At 71.4% G+C, this 15,706-nt stretch carries 14 protein-coding genes; 5 read left to right on the top strand and 9 right to left on the bottom strand.

Annotation, left to right across the window (positions count from 1 at the left end):
* Positions 1–29: 29 nt before the first annotated feature.
* Genes B0I29_RS20340 through B0I29_RS20320 form a run of 5 tightly spaced genes read right to left on the bottom strand, consistent with a single transcriptional unit; the run spans position 30 to position 4,113 of the window.
* Positions 30–635 carry a hypothetical protein gene (locus tag B0I29_RS20340; protein WP_111650614.1) on the bottom strand — a complete coding sequence of 202 codons (606 nt, stop codon included), beginning with the start codon at positions 633–635 and terminating at the stop codon, positions 30–32.
* A complete protein-coding gene (locus tag B0I29_RS20335; protein ID WP_111650613.1) occupies positions 632–1,945 on the bottom strand; it encodes a hypothetical protein in 1,314 nt (437 codons plus the stop codon). Before B0I29_RS20335 ends, B0I29_RS20340 begins: the two co-directional genes overlap by 4 nt.
* Positions 1,942–2,742 carry an ATP-binding cassette domain-containing protein gene (locus B0I29_RS20330; protein WP_111650612.1) on the bottom strand — a complete coding sequence of 267 codons (801 nt, stop codon included), beginning with the start codon at positions 2,740–2,742 and terminating at the stop codon, positions 1,942–1,944. Before B0I29_RS20330 ends, B0I29_RS20335 begins: the two co-directional genes overlap by 4 nt.
* Positions 2,743–2,764: 22 nt before the next feature.
* Positions 2,765–3,565 (bottom strand): cupin domain-containing protein, encoded by an 801-nt coding sequence (locus B0I29_RS20325; RefSeq protein ID WP_111650611.1) that lies wholly within the window; start codon positions 3,563–3,565, stop codon positions 2,765–2,767.
* A complete protein-coding gene (locus tag B0I29_RS20320) occupies positions 3,562–4,113 on the bottom strand; it encodes an RNA polymerase sigma factor (RefSeq protein ID WP_111650798.1) in 552 nt (183 codons plus the stop codon). The genes B0I29_RS20325 and B0I29_RS20320 overlap by 4 nt, the downstream gene beginning before the upstream one ends.
* Positions 4,114–4,234: 121 nt before the next feature.
* Here B0I29_RS20320 and B0I29_RS20315 point away from each other — a divergent pair, with 121 nt between their 5' ends.
* Both B0I29_RS20315 and B0I29_RS20310 read left to right on the top strand, forming a co-directional pair.
* Positions 4,235–5,185 (top strand): hypothetical protein, encoded by a 951-nt coding sequence (locus B0I29_RS20315; protein WP_111650610.1) that lies wholly within the window; start codon positions 4,235–4,237, stop codon positions 5,183–5,185.
* Entirely contained in the window at positions 5,185–6,876 is a 1,692-nt protein-coding gene (locus tag B0I29_RS20310) for a peptidase M16 family protein (RefSeq protein ID WP_111650609.1), read from the top strand. Before B0I29_RS20315 ends, B0I29_RS20310 begins: the two co-directional genes overlap by 1 nt.
* 18 nt (positions 6,877–6,894) lie before the next feature.
* Here the strand turns inward: B0I29_RS20310 and B0I29_RS20305 are convergent, their stop codons facing one another.
* From B0I29_RS20305 to B0I29_RS20290, 4 genes are all read right to left on the bottom strand, one after another.
* The gene (locus B0I29_RS20305) at positions 6,895–7,704 is read right to left on the bottom strand and encodes an AfsR/SARP family transcriptional regulator (RefSeq protein ID WP_111650608.1); all 810 of its coding nucleotides are present in this window, start codon (positions 7,702–7,704) and stop codon (positions 6,895–6,897) included.
* Positions 7,705–7,742: 38 nt separating this feature from the next.
* Positions 7,743–10,508, bottom strand: a complete 2,766-nt coding sequence (locus B0I29_RS20300; protein WP_146616833.1) for a glycine-rich protein — start codon at positions 10,506–10,508, stop codon at positions 7,743–7,745.
* Between the two features lie 84 nt (positions 10,509–10,592).
* Complete coding sequence (locus B0I29_RS20295) at positions 10,593–11,018, bottom strand: aromatic ring-opening dioxygenase LigA (RefSeq protein ID WP_111650606.1); 426 nt, start codon at positions 11,016–11,018, stop codon at positions 10,593–10,595.
* A 64-nt stretch (positions 11,019–11,082) separates the two neighbouring features.
* Positions 11,083–12,189: a helix-turn-helix domain-containing protein gene (locus tag B0I29_RS20290; RefSeq protein ID WP_111650797.1), complete on the bottom strand. Its 1,107-nt coding sequence runs from the start codon at positions 12,187–12,189 to the stop codon at positions 11,083–11,085.
* Positions 12,190–12,306: 117 nt separating this feature from the next.
* Here B0I29_RS20290 and B0I29_RS20285 point away from each other — a divergent pair, with 117 nt between their 5' ends.
* From B0I29_RS20285 to B0I29_RS20275, 3 genes are read left to right on the top strand one after another with little or no spacing between them, the layout of a single operon-like run.
* Positions 12,307–13,566 carry a flavin-containing monooxygenase gene (locus B0I29_RS20285; RefSeq protein ID WP_111650605.1) on the top strand — a complete coding sequence of 420 codons (1,260 nt, stop codon included), beginning with the start codon at positions 12,307–12,309 and terminating at the stop codon, positions 13,564–13,566.
* Positions 13,563–14,387, top strand: coding sequence for an SDR family NAD(P)-dependent oxidoreductase (locus B0I29_RS20280; protein WP_245972641.1), 825 nt, complete (start codon positions 13,563–13,565; stop codon positions 14,385–14,387). The genes B0I29_RS20285 and B0I29_RS20280 overlap by 4 nt, the downstream gene beginning before the upstream one ends.
* Positions 14,384–15,706, top strand: a complete 1,323-nt coding sequence (locus B0I29_RS20275) for an MFS transporter (protein WP_245972640.1) — start codon at positions 14,384–14,386, stop codon at positions 15,704–15,706. Before B0I29_RS20280 ends, B0I29_RS20275 begins: the two co-directional genes overlap by 4 nt.

Raw genomic sequence — 15,706 nt, 5'->3', positions numbered from 1 at the left:
GAGTTCGACGCGCCCGCCGAAGCCGCCGGCTATTGCTGTGCGGCCTCGGCGGGCGCTCGCCGCACCGGCCCGGCCACGCCGTAGGCCACGATCCCCGCGACCGCGAACAGCCCGGCCGTCACCGCCGCAGCGGTGCTCTCCGGCGCCTGCGCCTGCCACGTCAGCACCCGGCCGGCGAGCGGATCCGCCTGCGGGAACAGCGCCGCCGCGAAGGTCCAGCCCAGCGGCAGGAACCAGGCCTTCGCGACACCGATCGTCGCGGCGCACAGCGCGGTCAGCCCGAGCAGCCCGGCCGCGTCGCGGATCACCAGCCAGCCCGGCCCGAACCGCGCCCCGGTCGCCTGGGTGAGAAGGATCAACCCGGTCACCACCAGGAACGCCACCAGCAGATGGGCGATCCGGCGCGGCGGCCAGGAGAGCGCGGCGGTCGCCTCCAAGGCGTCGTCCGGCCCGCCGAGGGTGGCGGTCAGCGCCGCCACCAGCAGCAGAACCGTCAGGATCACCATCGGTACGTCGGCTTCCGGGCTGTCCGAGAACACCGACAACAGCGTCCACATCAGCACCGTGACGGCGACCGCGCCGGCCAGCGCGATCGGGGCGCGCCGGGAGCGCAGGTACAGGGTCAGGAACCTCATGGCTTGTCCTGGGGGAACAGTCCGTCGCCGGCCGAGCAGGTCAGCGCGGCCTGGCGCAGCGCTGTCACCCGGGCCTGGGCATCGTCGGCGGGCATCTCGCGCAGGTTCTTCCACAGCACCGCGGTCAGGGCGACGTCGTCGGCGAAGGCGTCCGGGTCGGCCACCGGCTCACGTCCGATCAGCCAGTAGGCGGCCGCGTACCGGTCCGCCGCCGGTGCGGCGTCGGCGCAGGTGAAATCGCTGGCGAACGCCCCGGCGACCACCTCGGCCTGCACGCTGTCCTGGTTCGCGAGGTGACCGTCGGTGCCGGCGTCGACCCGCAGGAACACCACGTCGGTACGCCATCGCGGGAAAGCGTCCGGGACGAACGTACTGGTGTCCTCGTGCACCAGGGCCGGCGCGTCCGGCAGCTTCGCCAGCACCGCGAGGCCGTCGGCGGCCGGACCGGCGATCTCGGAGCGCAGTCCGGTGTGTACCCGGCTGAGGCACACCCGCTCCGCACAGACCAGCTCCTTGGCGACCGGGTCGATCGCGCTGACCACGACCCGGTCCCCGTGCGGCATCACCGCGATCGCCAGCGCCGCGCCCAGAGCCACCGGCAGTACCGCCGCCACCCGCAGACGCCAGCCGGTGGACGCGAAGAGCATCACGGCGGTCACCGCCAGGGCGCCGAGCCAGATGGCCTGCGCCGCGCTGACCCGGCCGGGAACGTCGCCGAAGGCATCCGGCATGTTCATCTCGTAGATCGGCGAGAAGACCAGGGCCAGCCAGCCTCGGGGCCGCGTCGCGCCGGGAAGGCTCAGCAGCAGCCCGAGCCCGGCGACGGCCGCCGCCGGAGCGGTCACCGGCCACGGCAGCAGACGGCCGATCGCCAGGCCGAGCCAGACCGCCGCGATCAGCGACAGCACGCCGACAGCGGTGACCGCGAAGACCGCGAGCGGCAGATATCGGGCGGTCGCGACGATCCACAGCCCGCCGGCGATACTCATCGCCAGGTAGGCGGCGATCACCGCGACCGCCATCACGCCGAGGGCGGGCAGCGCCCGCTGCGCGACCGGGCGCGGGGTGCTCGCAAACAACTCACCCACTTTCGACCGGTGTTCGCGCCGGGCCTGCCAGGCTCCGGCCGCGAGAGCGAGCGGCCAGAGCAGGGCGAGGTAGAGCCGCTGCGTCATGGCCAGCTGCATCCACCCGTCGGAGAAGCCGATCCCCTCGGCGAAGTACAGCGCCAGTACGCCCACCACCAGCAGAATCAGTGCGGACCCGAACGCCGCCGAGCGACGCAGCTCGATGCCGAAAACGCGGCTCATCGGCCGGCCTCCGCCCGGTGCCGGCGCAGCAGCGCGGAGTAACCCCGTTCCGCCGGGCTGTCCCCCGGATCCCCGTCACCGCCCTGGGTGACCAGGTCGTCCGGTGTGCCCTGGTAGACGAGCCGGCCCTCGCTGACCAGCACCACGTCGGAGCAGGCGGCCACCACGTCCTCGACAAGGTGGGTGGAGACCAGCACACACGTGTCGACGCCGATGTCGCGCAGCAGCTCACGGAAGTCGAGGCGCTGCTCCGGGTCGAGGCCGACGGTGGGCTCATCGAGCAGCAGCACCGCCGGGTCGTTCACGATCGCCTGCGCGATGCCGGCCCGGCGCAGCATGCCGCCGGACAGCGTCTTCATCCGTGCGCCGGCCTTGGCGGTCAGCCCGACCCGGTCGATGGCCCGCTGGGTCGCACCGGGGATCGCGGTCTTCGGCATCTCCTTGAGCCACGCCATGTATTCGACGAACTCCCGGACCGTGAACCGCGGATAGAAGCCGAACTGCTGTGGGAGGTAGCCCAGTCCCCGGCGTACCCGTCGCAGGTCGCCGCGACCGTCGACGGCCTCGCCGAGCAGGGTGAGCTTCCCGCCGGCCGGCTTCAGCACCGTGGCCAGGGCACGCATCAGCGTGGTCTTGCCGGCGCCGTTCGGCCCGAGCAGACCGTGCACACCGGTGCCCAGCGCGAGGTCGAGACCGTCCACGGCGACATGCCGGCCGGCGCGAACCCGCAGGCCCTCGGCGTGAACCGCCCACGGGTGGGTGGTGGGGGCCGTCTCGGCCGCACTCACCGTACGCATGAAGGTGTTCCTCTCAGTAATGTCAGTCATGGCTTGTGAGGCGGCGGAAGTTCTCGCTCCGCGCGACGACGAGGCCGCCGAGGGCCAGCGCGACGATCGCCCACCCGCCGGAGCTGCCCGGTCGCAGCATTACCGGCAGTTCGGCGGTGACCACCGCGGGCAGGATCACGGCGACGGCCCAGGCAGTACCCAGCGTCACGGCCGCACGGCGAACACCGATAAAGCCACCCACAGCGATGGTCGCGGCCGTGAATGCCAGGCACGGCAGGAGCGTCAAGGCCAACGACCCTTGGGTACGCGTACTCGCCACCGCCAGCGCCGGGATCACCACGACGAGAACGCCCGCCGTCCGGCGCAGCAGCATCGCGAGTCCGGCCGCCGGGGTGCCTGCGATGAGCTCCCAGGCCGGGTCCTGACGCCGGCTCCAGGCGATCGCCACCGCGGGCAGCGGCGCCACCGGTGCGAGCAGCGCCACCAGCGATGGCAGCGACGGCTGTAACGCCTCAAGACCGACGGCGCAGGCCAGCACGGCCACCGTCATGATCAGCCACGGCGCCAGCCGCCAGACCATCCAGCGATGCCGCGCCGCCGCCCACCCCGGACGCTTCTCCGGCGCCGGCCCGGCCGCGATCCCCCGGTCGACGCCGGCGGCGATCGAGGCGAGCAGATCCCGGCTGTCGTCCTCGGTGCTCTGGGCGACCAGCGCACGGCAGTCCGTGCACTCCTCCAGGTGCACCTCGACCGACCAGGCCGTGACCTCGTCGAGGACGGCATGCCGATCGGTGTACCGGGCGATCACCGCTGGACTCGGATGTGTGGTCACGACAGTGCCTCCCGCAAAAAGATCCGTGCCCGCCGGGCCCGGGACTTCACCGTGCTCTCGGGTACGCCCAGAAGCAGGGACGTCTCCCGGACCGAGAACCCGTCGAGAACCATCGCCCGCAGAACGTCGCGGGCCTCCGGCGGCAGCTCGGTCAGGGCCTGTTCCAGCTCCTGCCCGACCCGCCCGGCCATCACCTCGTCCTCGGCGGCCGGCGCGACGGTGTCGGCGAACGGCACCGCCGGCACGTTGTTGACCCGCGCCCGCCGCCGGAACGCGTCGACCAGCCGATGCGCCGCGATGGTCCACAGCCAGCCGACGGCGCTGCCGTCGGCACCGGCCCCGGCGAAACTCCCGGCCGCCCGCCAGACGGCCAGGTATGTCTCCTGCATGACGTCAGCGACCACGTCGTCGTCGGCGCACCGCCGGCGCAACCGGGCGAGCAGCCACGGCGACGTCCGCCGGTACAACTCGTCGAAGGCGCGCCGATCACCGGCAGCGGTGCGGCGCACGAGTTCACCCTCGTCAGCCGCGCTCAAACTTCGTCTCACAATCTCCAAGACGACAGCTCCTTCGCCGGCGATCCCCGAGTCGGCGTGACGTGGGTCACACATCTCACGGCCTGGGCGGCTGCCCCCATTTTGAAGATCATCTCCGTTAATATCTCGCGCCATGGTGCCGCCGCACGACGTTGTTCTCGATCTCGCCACCGCGTACCCCGACATCGCTGTCGTGCGTGCCGCGCTGGCCCGTCGTGACTGGCAGGCCTGCCGCCGGGTGCTCGACGCCGCCGCGCCGGACAGCCGGACCGGACTGATCCGGGCAGGTGCGGACGAGGACGGCCTCGACGACTTCCTGCGTGACATCCTGCGCCGGGATCCGTCGGACGGCGCCGCGTCAGCCATGCTCGGCACCCGCTTGATCGGCATCGGCTGGAAGGTCCGCACCTCGGCCCAGGCCAAGGACGTGAGCGCCGAGCAGTTCAAGGTATTCCACGAGTGGCTCGGCCACGCGGAAGAAGTGCTGATCGAGGGCGCCGCCCGCAACCCCCGCGACCCGGCCATCTGGACCGTCCGGCTGACCTCGGCGCTGGGCCTCTCACTCGGCCTCGCCGAGGCACGCCGCCGCTACGACCGGATGGCCGCTGCTGATCCGCACCATCTGCCGGGCCAGCGTTCGCTCCTGCAGCAGCTGTGCCCGAAGTGGGGCGGATCGTGGGAGGAACTGCACACCTTCGCCCGCGACGCCATGCGTGCCGTTCCGACCGGCACGGCGCACGGCATCCTGGTCGCCGAGGCGCACACCGAGCACATGATCTCGATTTGGCTGGCGGGTGGCGACGATGCCGCCCTGCGGGACTATCTCCGTGCTCCGGCCGTGCGTGCCGAACTCTTCGAAGCGGCGCAGCGTTCGATCGGCGACCCCGCCTTCCGCCACACCTACGGCTGGCTGGAGGCGGCGAGCACATTCGCCTTCCTGTTCTGGAAGATGCAGGAGAAGTCCGCGGCGGCCTGGGCGTTACGCCTGCTCGGCGACCTGGGCACCGCCTATCCCTGGAACATCCACAAGAGCGTCCCCGACGTCATCCGCGCGGCCCGGACCTGGGCGTCGGGAGAGCCCTGATGATCCAGCAGTTCGCGATCGACGGCATCCCGGCGCTGTTCACGCCCACCGACGGGCCGACACACGCGGGGCTCGCGTTCCGGGTCGGCACCGCCGACGAGCCGCTCTCCCGCCGCGGCATCACCCATCTGATCGAGCACCTGGCGCTGTACTCACTCGGCGTCGCCGACTACCACTACAACGGCGCCACCGGCGACGAGATCACCTACTTCCACCTCCAGGGCAGCGCACCCGACGTGGTCGCGTTCCTCAACGGTGTCTGCGAATCGCTGCGCGACCTGCCGATGCACCGGCTGCCGGTGGAGAAGGAGATCCTGCGTACCGAACAGCGAGGGCGCGGTGCGACCGTCGACGATCCCCTCGCCATCCACCGGCACGGCGCCCGCGACTTCGGCCTGCGCGGTTACACCGAGCTGGGGCTGCCCGCGATCACCCCGGACGACCTGCGGCGATGGACCGGCTGGTTCTTCACCCGCGGCAACGCGGCACTGTGGATCGCCGGCAGTGCGGTGCCACCCGGCCTGCGCCTGAACCTGCCCGGCGGGCCACGGCGCCCCGCGCCACCGGTGACGTCGGCGCTCTCCGCGTTCCCGGCGTACTTCCCCGGGCCCTCCGGGGTGCTCGCGTGGAACGCCGGGGTACGCCGGCACGCCGCTTCCTCGGTCTTCGCCGGTGTGCTCCAGCGGGCGATGTTCCGCGCCCTGCGCCAGGAGAGCGGAATCTCGTACACGGTTCAGGCCGGGTACGCGACGCGCGGCAACGGGACCGCCTTCGTCACGGCGACGGCGGACGCCCTGCCGGCGAAGAGCGGCGCTGTCCTCGGCGGTTTCGTCGACGTGCTGGCCTCGCTGCGGTTCGCCGGCGCCGACCCGGCTGACGTCGCCGCCGTGGTGGCCCAGGAGTGCGACCAGCTCGCCGAGGCCTCCCGGCAGGGCGCTCTGCTGCCCGGCCAGGTCGAGGATCTGCTCACCGGCCAGCCCGTGCTCGACCTGGCCGCGCTGACCGCCGCCACCCGCGCGGTCACCCCCGGCCAGGTCTCCGCGATCGCCGCCGAGGCGTACGCCGACGGTCTGCTGATGGCCCCGCGAGGCACCCCGGCCACGTGGGCCGGTTTCACCCGGGTGCCGGGCCAGTCCACGTACGCCGTGACCGGCGCGGCGCATCCCGCCCTGGGCGGCCTGAACCTGCGCCTGGTGGTCGGGCAGGACGGCGTGAGCATCGTCGAGGGTGAGGACTGTTTCCTGACGGTGCCTTTCGACGGGTGCGCGGCGCTGCTCGCGTACCCCGACGGCGGCCGCGTGCTGATCGGCCACGACGGCATCACGGTCCCGGTCGAGCCGACGATGATGGAGGACAGCGCGCCGGCCGTCCCGTACATCGACTCCCGCATCCATCCCGACCTGCGTGTCGACCTGCCGCCCCGGGATCCGGGCGAGATACCGCAGCCGCCGTCTCCGGACGAGGACGACGACGAGGAGGAGTGCTGCGACGACGACTGCTGTGACAGCGACTGCAGCGGCGGCGACTGTTGCTCGTCCGACGACTGCACGGGCGAGTGCTGCGCGAGCTGCTGCGACGACGCCTGCTGTCCCAGCGACTGCCAGGACGGCGACTGCTGCTCCTCCGGCGACTGCCCCGGCAAGTGCTGCAGCGGGGTGAAGGGCGCGATCCGCCGCTTCCGCTCCCGCTGAGCGACCGTTCCCGTCAGGTCACCGCGCCGGGTCCGGCGGGAAGAGATCGTGCCCCTCCCAGGGGTCGACCGCCTCGGGATATTCCGGCTTCTCCCCCACCGGCTCAAGGCGGGTCGGGTCGAGGCGCGCTGGTGCGGCCCGGGTGGAGTCCAGGCGCGCGGGCGCGGCCCGGGTGGGGTCCAGGCGCGCCGGTGCGGCCCGGGTCGGGTCGGCGGGCGGCGGCGTGGCTCGTGCGGGTGCGACCGGCGCACGCTCAGGTGACTCGGGTTCCGGCGGGTGCATGCGCATCGGGCGGACCAGGAACTGCGAGGCGGTGGCGCGCTCGGCGTTGAGGCGGAAGCGGGCAGACTCGAAGACCGGGCCGGTCAGGCCGGCCAGAGGCTCGCCCTGCCAGAGGCCGAGCGACGTGCGCACCTCCTCGGCTGCTGCATCGAGCCGACCGGTCTGGTGTTCGCCCTGCGCGCGAGCCATCGAGGCCCGGAACCGCTCGACGTCGATCGCGTTTTCACCCGCTCGGAGCACATAACCGCCGTCGGCCAGCGCGATCAAGGACGTCCGCTCCGGGTCGAGAGCCCGGCGCAGACCGCCCACGAACCTCTGCACCACGTCGATGCCGTTCTCCGGCGGATCGCCGTTCCAAAGCGCCGCGATGATCTGGCCCATCGGCACGGCCCGGCCCGCGTTCAGCAGCAGAACAGCCAGCAGTGCCCGCTGTTTGATCGGCCCGAGATCCACCACCTCGGCCCCCCGGTACGCCCGGACCGGCCCCAGGATCTCGAACCGCACCGTGAGGGAGGACGAGCCGTCGTTCATCTCTGAATCCCCCATCAACCAGCAGTTTCGCCAGCAGCATAACGACGGGTGACCTACATCGGCGACCAGGTCTTGTAGTCGCGCATCACGTCCTCGTACGGGTCGGGCCCGATCGGAGCGAAGTACTTGTTGTCGATATTCGCGATCACCCCGGAGAGCCGCTCCAGCGATGTCGTCCTCGTGGTCGGGCGTGGGATCCGGCCGCACTTCCCGCTGCTGAACTTCGGAGCGCTCGCGTTGAGGTCCCGCGGGCTGGATTCCTTGCGGTAGAAGACATCGCGCATCGTGTAAGCGCCACCGGCCTTCGGCGACGGCCAATCCTGGTAGATCTCGATCGACGGGAACTTGTCGATGAAGGCGCAGGAGACCGCGACGCGGCCGTCGCTCGTTCCGCTGAAGCCGAATATCCCGTCGATCGCGGCCGGTGCGGTGTCCACGTACCGCCGGGCGGCGTTGGTGAAGTGGTACCGGATCCGGAAATTGCCGGAGGTGTTCGTGCTCGGGAAGTAGAAGCCCGCCGAGTTCGCCTTCCGGAACGTCTCGTAGACCCGGGCCTGGCAGGACTTGTCCAGGTGAACATACGACCGTTCGGCGCGGACGCAACGGACCAGGGCGTCCGCGACGCCGGAGTCCGCGTTCTTCGTGACGTTGACGGGGAACGCGTTGAAGGACGCCACACGCGTGTCGGTGTGGTTCGCCACGGTGTCGATCCGGCCGGTCTCGAAGTTGACCCAGATCGACCCTTTGCTCGCCGTGGCGTCGGCGAGTGACGACGGCCCGCGATCGTTTCCGTACCCAAGAATGTCGATGTATTTGGCCGCGATGAACATGTTGATTCGCAGGCAGCCCCAGCCCGGGCGGGGTGTGATCGTGGTGCTCGCCCGGGTGCGGGTCTTGTAGTAAGCGCCGTCCTTGAACTCGATCGGCACCTTGCAGACGTTCTCCTGGATGAAGCGCGGCTCCGATCGGCCGGTGTTGCCGTCCGTGTCGGTGACGTCGACGGCGATGAATCTGCTCAGATCGGGGATGCGGGTGCGATAGGTGGCGGCTGTCGCGCCCGCCATCCTGGTGCAGGTGGTGGGGTCGAGGGAGGTGCAGCGCAGCCACGCGTACGAACGCAGTGGTTTGCCGAAGGTGCCGGTGACCTTCCAGATCGAGCCGACGCGCAGCTCGCCCGCGGTGGCCGGGGTCAGCACCACCGAGCCCGGAGCGGTCGGCGTCGGCGTGGGGTCCGGGTCCGCCGCCGTCGCGGTGATGCTCAGCTGCCCGTCACCGCCGGCCGTGTTCGAGGCGTACGCGGGATCGCCGATCGCGTCGGTGACATGGCTGGACCCGGCACCGCCGCCGCCCGGACTGCCGCCGCTGCTGTCACCGCCTCCACCGCCACCGCCGAACCAGCCGCCGCCACCGCTGCCGCCGAAGAAGCCACCGCTACCGCCGTCCAGAGCACGACCCGCACCCGCGTACGCGCCACCGCCCGCGCCACCGGCCGACTGGCTGCCGCCGGCGCCACCGGTGTACTGGCCGTCACCGGGCCCGCCGGAATTGCCGATCGGGCCGGAGGCGTCGCCGCCGCGCCCGCGCCCGGCGTCCACGACGCCGCTGACCGCGGATCCGCCACCACCGCCGGCGACCACGATGCGTTTGTCCAGCCGCCAGCTACCGCGGCGCAGGTCGGTCGCACCACCGCCGCCGGTGCCGCGTCCGGTCCCGGCACCGGCGAAGGTGCTGGACCCGCCGCCGTTGAAACCGCCGACGCTGTTGCCGGCGACGGGCTCGCCGCAGCTGAGCGCGCCGCACCCGTCGCCGTTGCCGCCCCGGCCACCGACCAGTACGGCGAGTACCTGACCGGGGGTGACGGGCACCTCGGCGGAGACGTCCGCACCGAGTCCTGGCTGTGCGGTCCCGGTGCCGCCTTGCGCGCCCTTGGCCCGCACGTCCACGGCGGTGACCCCGGCGGGCACCTGGAAGAGTTGTGATCCGCCGGTGAAGGCGAAGGCCGCGACCGGATTGTCCGCGCCGGCCGGTGTACCGACGCCCCAGCTGATCCGGACCTCGCCGTTGCCCGTCCGGGCGCCCTGCACGAAGGTCGCCCCGGCCGGCCCGCGGCTGGATCCGGCACCGCCGCCGGCCGGTGACCCGCCGCTGCTGTCGCCGCCGCCGCCACCGCCGCCGTACCAGCCGCCGCCACCGCCTCCGCCGTAGAAGCCGCCGTTGCCGCCGGTGGCGCTGTTACCGCCACCGGCGAAGGCGCCTCCACCCAGTCCGGCCTGCACGGATGTCCCGCCGCCGCCACCGTGGTGAACACTGCTGCCGTCGACTCCGGCCTCGCCGATGGTGCCACCGGCCGATCCGCCCATGCCGAAGGAGGGTCCGCCGGCCGCGCCTCCGCCGCCACCGGACACCACGAGCCGGCTGTCGCCCAGGCTCAGGTCGGAGGCGCCACCGCCGCCCTGGCCCTGGCCGAGCCCGGCGCCGGCGAAGGAGCTGCCGCCACCGCCGTTGAATCCGCCGGTGGCCAGGCCGCCGCGGCCGCCGACCCGTACGGTCAGTCGCTGGGCCGCTGTGACGGCGACGTTGGCGACGACCCCGGCACCGAAGCCGCCGTATTCACCACCGCCCTGGGCGCCGAAAGCCTCGACGCGCACCGCGGACACCCCCGCCGGGACGGTCCAGGTCTGATCGAGTCCGGTGTAGCTGAAGGTCACCGCGGAGGCGGCCGCCTCGGCGACCGGCAGGTTCACCACCAGCGCCCCACCGGTGGTGATCGCCATGAGGGCGCCCAGCCAGCGGCGCGACCTGTTGAACGTACGGCTCACGCGTTGCCCCCAAGGACTACCGCAAATGCCACTATCTCTCGTATCAGCGACAATTTACCGTGAGCCAGGGCGCCGGCGGGCCGTTCAGGCCCGGGCGAGCCGGCGCAGCGCGATCCCGGTCAGCACCAGGACCACCCCCAGCCCGGCGGCCAGCAGGGCGACGCCGAAGGCGACCACCGACGTGAACAGCGAGGCCTGCAGGAACGACGCGGTCATCACGGACTCCCGGTTGGGGTCGTCCCGCGGCAACTCCGCGTACGTCTTCCCGCCGGCCATCTCGCTGGCGTGGTCGGCGATCACCATGGCTTCGGCGTAGGCCTCCCACGGCTGGCTGATGTGCTGACCGGCGAAATAGGCGGCGTCGTCGGAGACCGTGATCCGCTGGTCGGACAGGGTGGTGCTGACCGTGCTGTACGCGACCGTGCCGGCGACGAGGAAAATCGCGCCCGCGATGATCACCAATAGTCCGAGCAGAGGGACCGATCCGGCCCGGCGCACTGTCGATGCCATCCCCTCACCCTGGCGGTGACGGCGGCGGCCGAAATCGTCCGCAGCGGATGAAACCGATCAAAAGTCACGTCGCCTCGCGCAGCCAGGTGCGGCACAGCCACCAGGCGTTTGTAGCGCCGAAGGTGCCGGCCGGGTCGATGCCGGTCACCTCGGTGAAACGGCGCACCCGGTTGCGCACGGTGTTCGGGTGGACGAACAGCCGTGAACCGGCCACCGTGACGTCCCGGTCGCTCTCCAGCCAGGCGAGTACGGCATATGCCACCGGCTCCGCGTTCGGCCCGAGCGCCGCCCACGCGCGCAGGTGCCGCTCCAGCAGCACGGCGGCCAGATCGGCCCGTTCGGTGAGCGCCGCCTGCCACGCCACGTCGGCGATGTGGACCAGGCCGGTACGTCCGGTCGACTCGGCCGCGGTCAGAGCGGCGACGGCAAGGCGCTGCACCGGCGCCAGCTTGTCGGGCTCCGACGGCCCAGCAACACCGGCGGTCGCGCGCACACCACCGGGTGAGCGCGACAAGACCCCCACGAACAGGTCGTCCACCACCGCGCAGACCACCGGCGGCTGGTCGCGCAGCGGGCGTTCGTCGAATCCCGGCCGGGCGACGAGCACCCACAGCCCGCCGCCGACCGGCAGGCCCGCCTCGGCGACGGCCAGGGCGGCCGCCGAGCCGCCCTGCAGCAGCCGGCGCAGGATCGCCGCGTCCCGGCCGCCGGGACGGGGTTCCGCGCCGGCCTTCGCCACCCGGTGCGCCATGATCAGCCGGTTGCGGACGGCGTCGGCCCAGTCGTCGTAGAGCTCCCGGACGTCCAGCAACCGGTCCGCGCCGACGCCCTCGGAGCGGGCCACTTCGCGGGCGCGGGCCCAGATCGCGCGTTCGGCGACGTGGATGGCGCCGAGCACCGCCTCGATCGGCACGCCCTGCCCGGCCCGGGTCACGCCGAGCTCCTCGACGAACGACAGCTCGGCCTCGGTGGGTCCGCGCCGGGCGGCGAGGGCCCGGGTGGCCGCGGTGAGCAGGGCACGGGTGTGTCCCGCGATGTCCGACGGCGGCAGCACCGCCACCTGCGGAACCGTGGCGCGCACGCCGGCGATCACCGACGGCAGCAGGTCCTCGTCGCCCATGACCCGTTCGATGAGGTCGACCACGGCGGTCCAGCCGTCGGAGGGATTCATGCCGTCATTGTGGTGGCCCACAACATCGATGCGAAACCACGTGGTCCGCTCCATTTTCAGGCCGCCTGCCAGGGCCTACGGTTTGGCAAACACCACAAGGCCCCTAGGAGAAGTGTCATGCGTGTCGCCGTGATCGGCGCGGGAGCCGCCGGACTCGCCACGCTCAAGGCGCTGCTCGACGCCGGTTGCGAGGCGGTCGCGTACGAACGGAACCAGCAGCCCGGTGGCCTGTGGACCGAGGCGTACTCCTCGTTGCATCTGAACACCAGCAAGGGCCGCACCGAGTTCGCCGAATTTCCGATGCCCGCGGACTGGCCGGACTATCCGTCAGCTGCCCGCATCGCCGGATATTTACAGCAATATGCCGAAGAATTCGGGCTGACGCCGCACATCAGGCTGGGCACGGAAGTCACCACGATCGACAAGAACGAAACCTGGACCGTCGACTCCGAACCCTACGACGCGGTGGTCATCGCGAACGGCCACAACTGGCACCCCCGCCTGCCCGATTACCCCGGCACGTTCGACGGCACCCAGATGCACGCCCACGACTACCGCACCCCGGACGTCTTCACGGACAAGAAGGTGCTCATCGTCGGCATGGGCAACTCGGCCATGGACATCGCGGTCGACGCCTCCTACACAGCGGAAACCCCGGTCCTGCTCTCCGCCCGGCACGGCGTCCACATCGTCCCGAAGTACCTCTTCGGCCGCCCGGCCGACGCGACCGGCGGCGCCATCGCGGCGCTACCCTGGCGGCTGCGCCAGCGCCTCGCCGAGACTCTGCTCCGGGTGGCTGTCGGCAGACCAGAGAATTACGGCCTGCCCGCTCCCTCAGGCGGCCTGTTCCAGAACCACCCCACGGTCAGCGACACGATCCTGCACCGCCTCACCCACGGCGAGGTCGCCCCGCGTCCCGGCATCACCCGCTTCGACGGGGCAAAGGTCGTCTTCACCGACGACACCGCCGAACTGGTGGATGTCATCGTGTGGGCGACCGGTTATCGCGTACACATGCCGTTTCTGTCGCAGCGATGGCTCGGACCGGACCCGGAAGCGCTACCGCTCTACCAGCGGGTTTTTCATCTTGACGACCCGAGCCTGGCGTTCGTCGGGCTGATGCAGTCCACCGGTGCGGCGTTTCCGGTTGTCGAGGCGCAGGCCAAGCTCGTGGCCGCGTACCACAGTGGCTCTTATGTCCTTCCTCCGCAGGAGGAACAGAGGCGCGCTGTCGACCGCGCTCTGCGCGGCGCCGTCGACCGCTGGGGTGCGAACGCGCGGCCACACATGCGCGTCGACTTCGATCGGTACGTCGCCGACCTGAACCGTGAGATCGCCCGAGGAGCCACCGGAATCGCCCGAGGAGTCACCAGATGAGCAGAGATCCTCGCGGCATGCGGGTCCTCGTGACCGGTGCGTCCGGCACGTTCGGGCGGGCGATCTGCGCCCGGTTCGACGCGCTCGGCGCCCGGGTCATCGGCCTGGACCTGAAACCGCGCGCCGACGACCCGGTCGAGGTCCTGCCCTGCGACATCACCGACGACCACGCCGTCTCCGTGGCGGTGGCCGAGGCGATCAGCGCGCTGGGCGGGCTCGACCTGCTGATCAACAACGCCGGGATCGGCGGGCCCGCACCGGCCGAGTTGCCGCCGGGCGCCGAGGTACGCCGTCAGCTCGACATCAACCTGCTCGGCGCCTGGCGGGTCACCGCCGCGTGCGTGGACGCGCTGGTCACCTCGCGCGGCCGGGTCGTGATGCTCACCTCGCGGATGGCCGTCATGCAACTGCCCCTGGCGGCCGCTTACGGCGCGTCGAAGCGGGCGCTTGTCGCGTACGCCGATGCGCTCCGCCTGGAGATCGGCACCCATGTGGGAGTGACGTGCGTGTATCCCTCCGCCGTCCGCAGCCCGATCCATGACGCGACGGCGGAGGCCGGGCTGTCCCTCGAGGGCATGAGTCAGTTCGAGCCGTTGGAGGGCGTTGTGCGTACCGTCGAAAAGGCCGCGTTGAGCGGCCGCGCGCGACGCGATCTACCGACCACGCGCCGGGGATCGGTCGAATTCTTCCTGGCCAGGCACTTCCCGGCGCTGACCGACCGGATCGTCGCCCGCACCCTCGCCGGCCGGGTCCGCTCCGGGGCGTTCGCGGGCGCGGCACTGGCCGCCGGAGTCGTGGCACGACACGGGGGCACCGAGTGAAGACCCGGACCAACGATCTTCTGGCCTATGCCACCGGCTCGATCGGAATGGGTGTCTGGGTCACCGTGCCCGGCCTGCTGCTTCTCTACTTCCTCACCCACACGCTCGGCGTCCCGCCGTTCCTGGCCGGCCTGACCCTGCTGCTGCCGAAGATCATCGACGTCATCGTGCACCCGCTGCTCGGCAGCCGCTCCGACCGCGAGGCACGCCGCAGCGGACATCGGCGCGGCCTGCTCAGAATCGGTCTTCTGCTAGCCGTAGCGATGGTCGGCATGTTCACCGTCCCCAGCGGACTGTCCGGCGGATCGGCGGCGCTGTGGGTGGGCGGCTGGTTCATCGCCGGGAACCTGCTCTTCGCCTGCTTCCAGGTTCCGTACCTGACCACCCCCTCCGACCTGCTCATCGACTATCACGAGCGGACCCGGGTCTTCATGTTCCGGATGCTGTTCCTCACGCTCGGCCTGCTCGGCGCGGGGGTGGCGGCCCCCGCGCTGGTATCCGCCGGCGCACGCTCCGACTACGCCAGAATGGCCCTGCTGCTCTCCGGCGTCATGGTCGTTTCCGGTCTCGTGGCCATCGCCGGGGTCCGGCGCCTCACCACCAGCGCCGGCTTCCGAACCCCCGACGCGGCATCCCACTCGACGCTCAGCGACGTCAGAATCGCCTGGCAGGACCGCGATTTCCGCTCGCTGGTGCTGTCATACCTGTTCACCGGCACCACGACACACCTGTTCCTGGCGGCGCTGCCGTTCTACACCGAGCACGTCTTCGGCAACTCCGGCCTCACCGCCGTCTTCATGGGCGCCTTCCTCGGCCCAGCCGTCATTGCCGGCCCCATCTGGGCTTCCGTTTCACGGAAGATCGGCAAGCAGCGCGGGTTGATCATCTCCCAGGTGGTCTTTGTGATCGGCTCTCTCGCGCCCCTTCTTGGGTACGGGGTAGTGCCCGCAGTCGCGGTGGTCGTGCTCCTGGGAATCGCTTTCGCCGGGCTGCAGCTGTTCGCGTTCTCGATGGTCCCGGATGCGGTGGCTGCCGCGGAGTCGCGTGGGGTCGCGCGGGCGGGTGCGTACACGGGTGTGTGGACCGCGACCGAGGCGACCGGAACCGCGATCGGGCCCTACCTGTATTCGGCGGCGCTGGCGCTGGGCGGTTTCGTCTCGACCGTCGAGGGCCAGAGTGTGACGCAGCCGGGTTCGGCCCGCACGGCGTTGTTGCTGGGGTTCACCCTGGTGCCGGCGGCGCTGATGGCGACAGCGCTGTTCTTCCAGCTCCGCTGGAGTCTCGACAAATCCTTCAGCGAGCCGGCGGGGCGCCGATAG

It is taken from the genome of Actinoplanes lutulentus, from assembly GCF_003259845.1.
GTDB classification, from domain to species: domain Bacteria; phylum Actinomycetota; class Actinomycetes; order Mycobacteriales; family Micromonosporaceae; genus Actinoplanes; species Actinoplanes lutulentus.
This window is presented reverse-complemented; position numbering and strand designations above follow the sequence as displayed.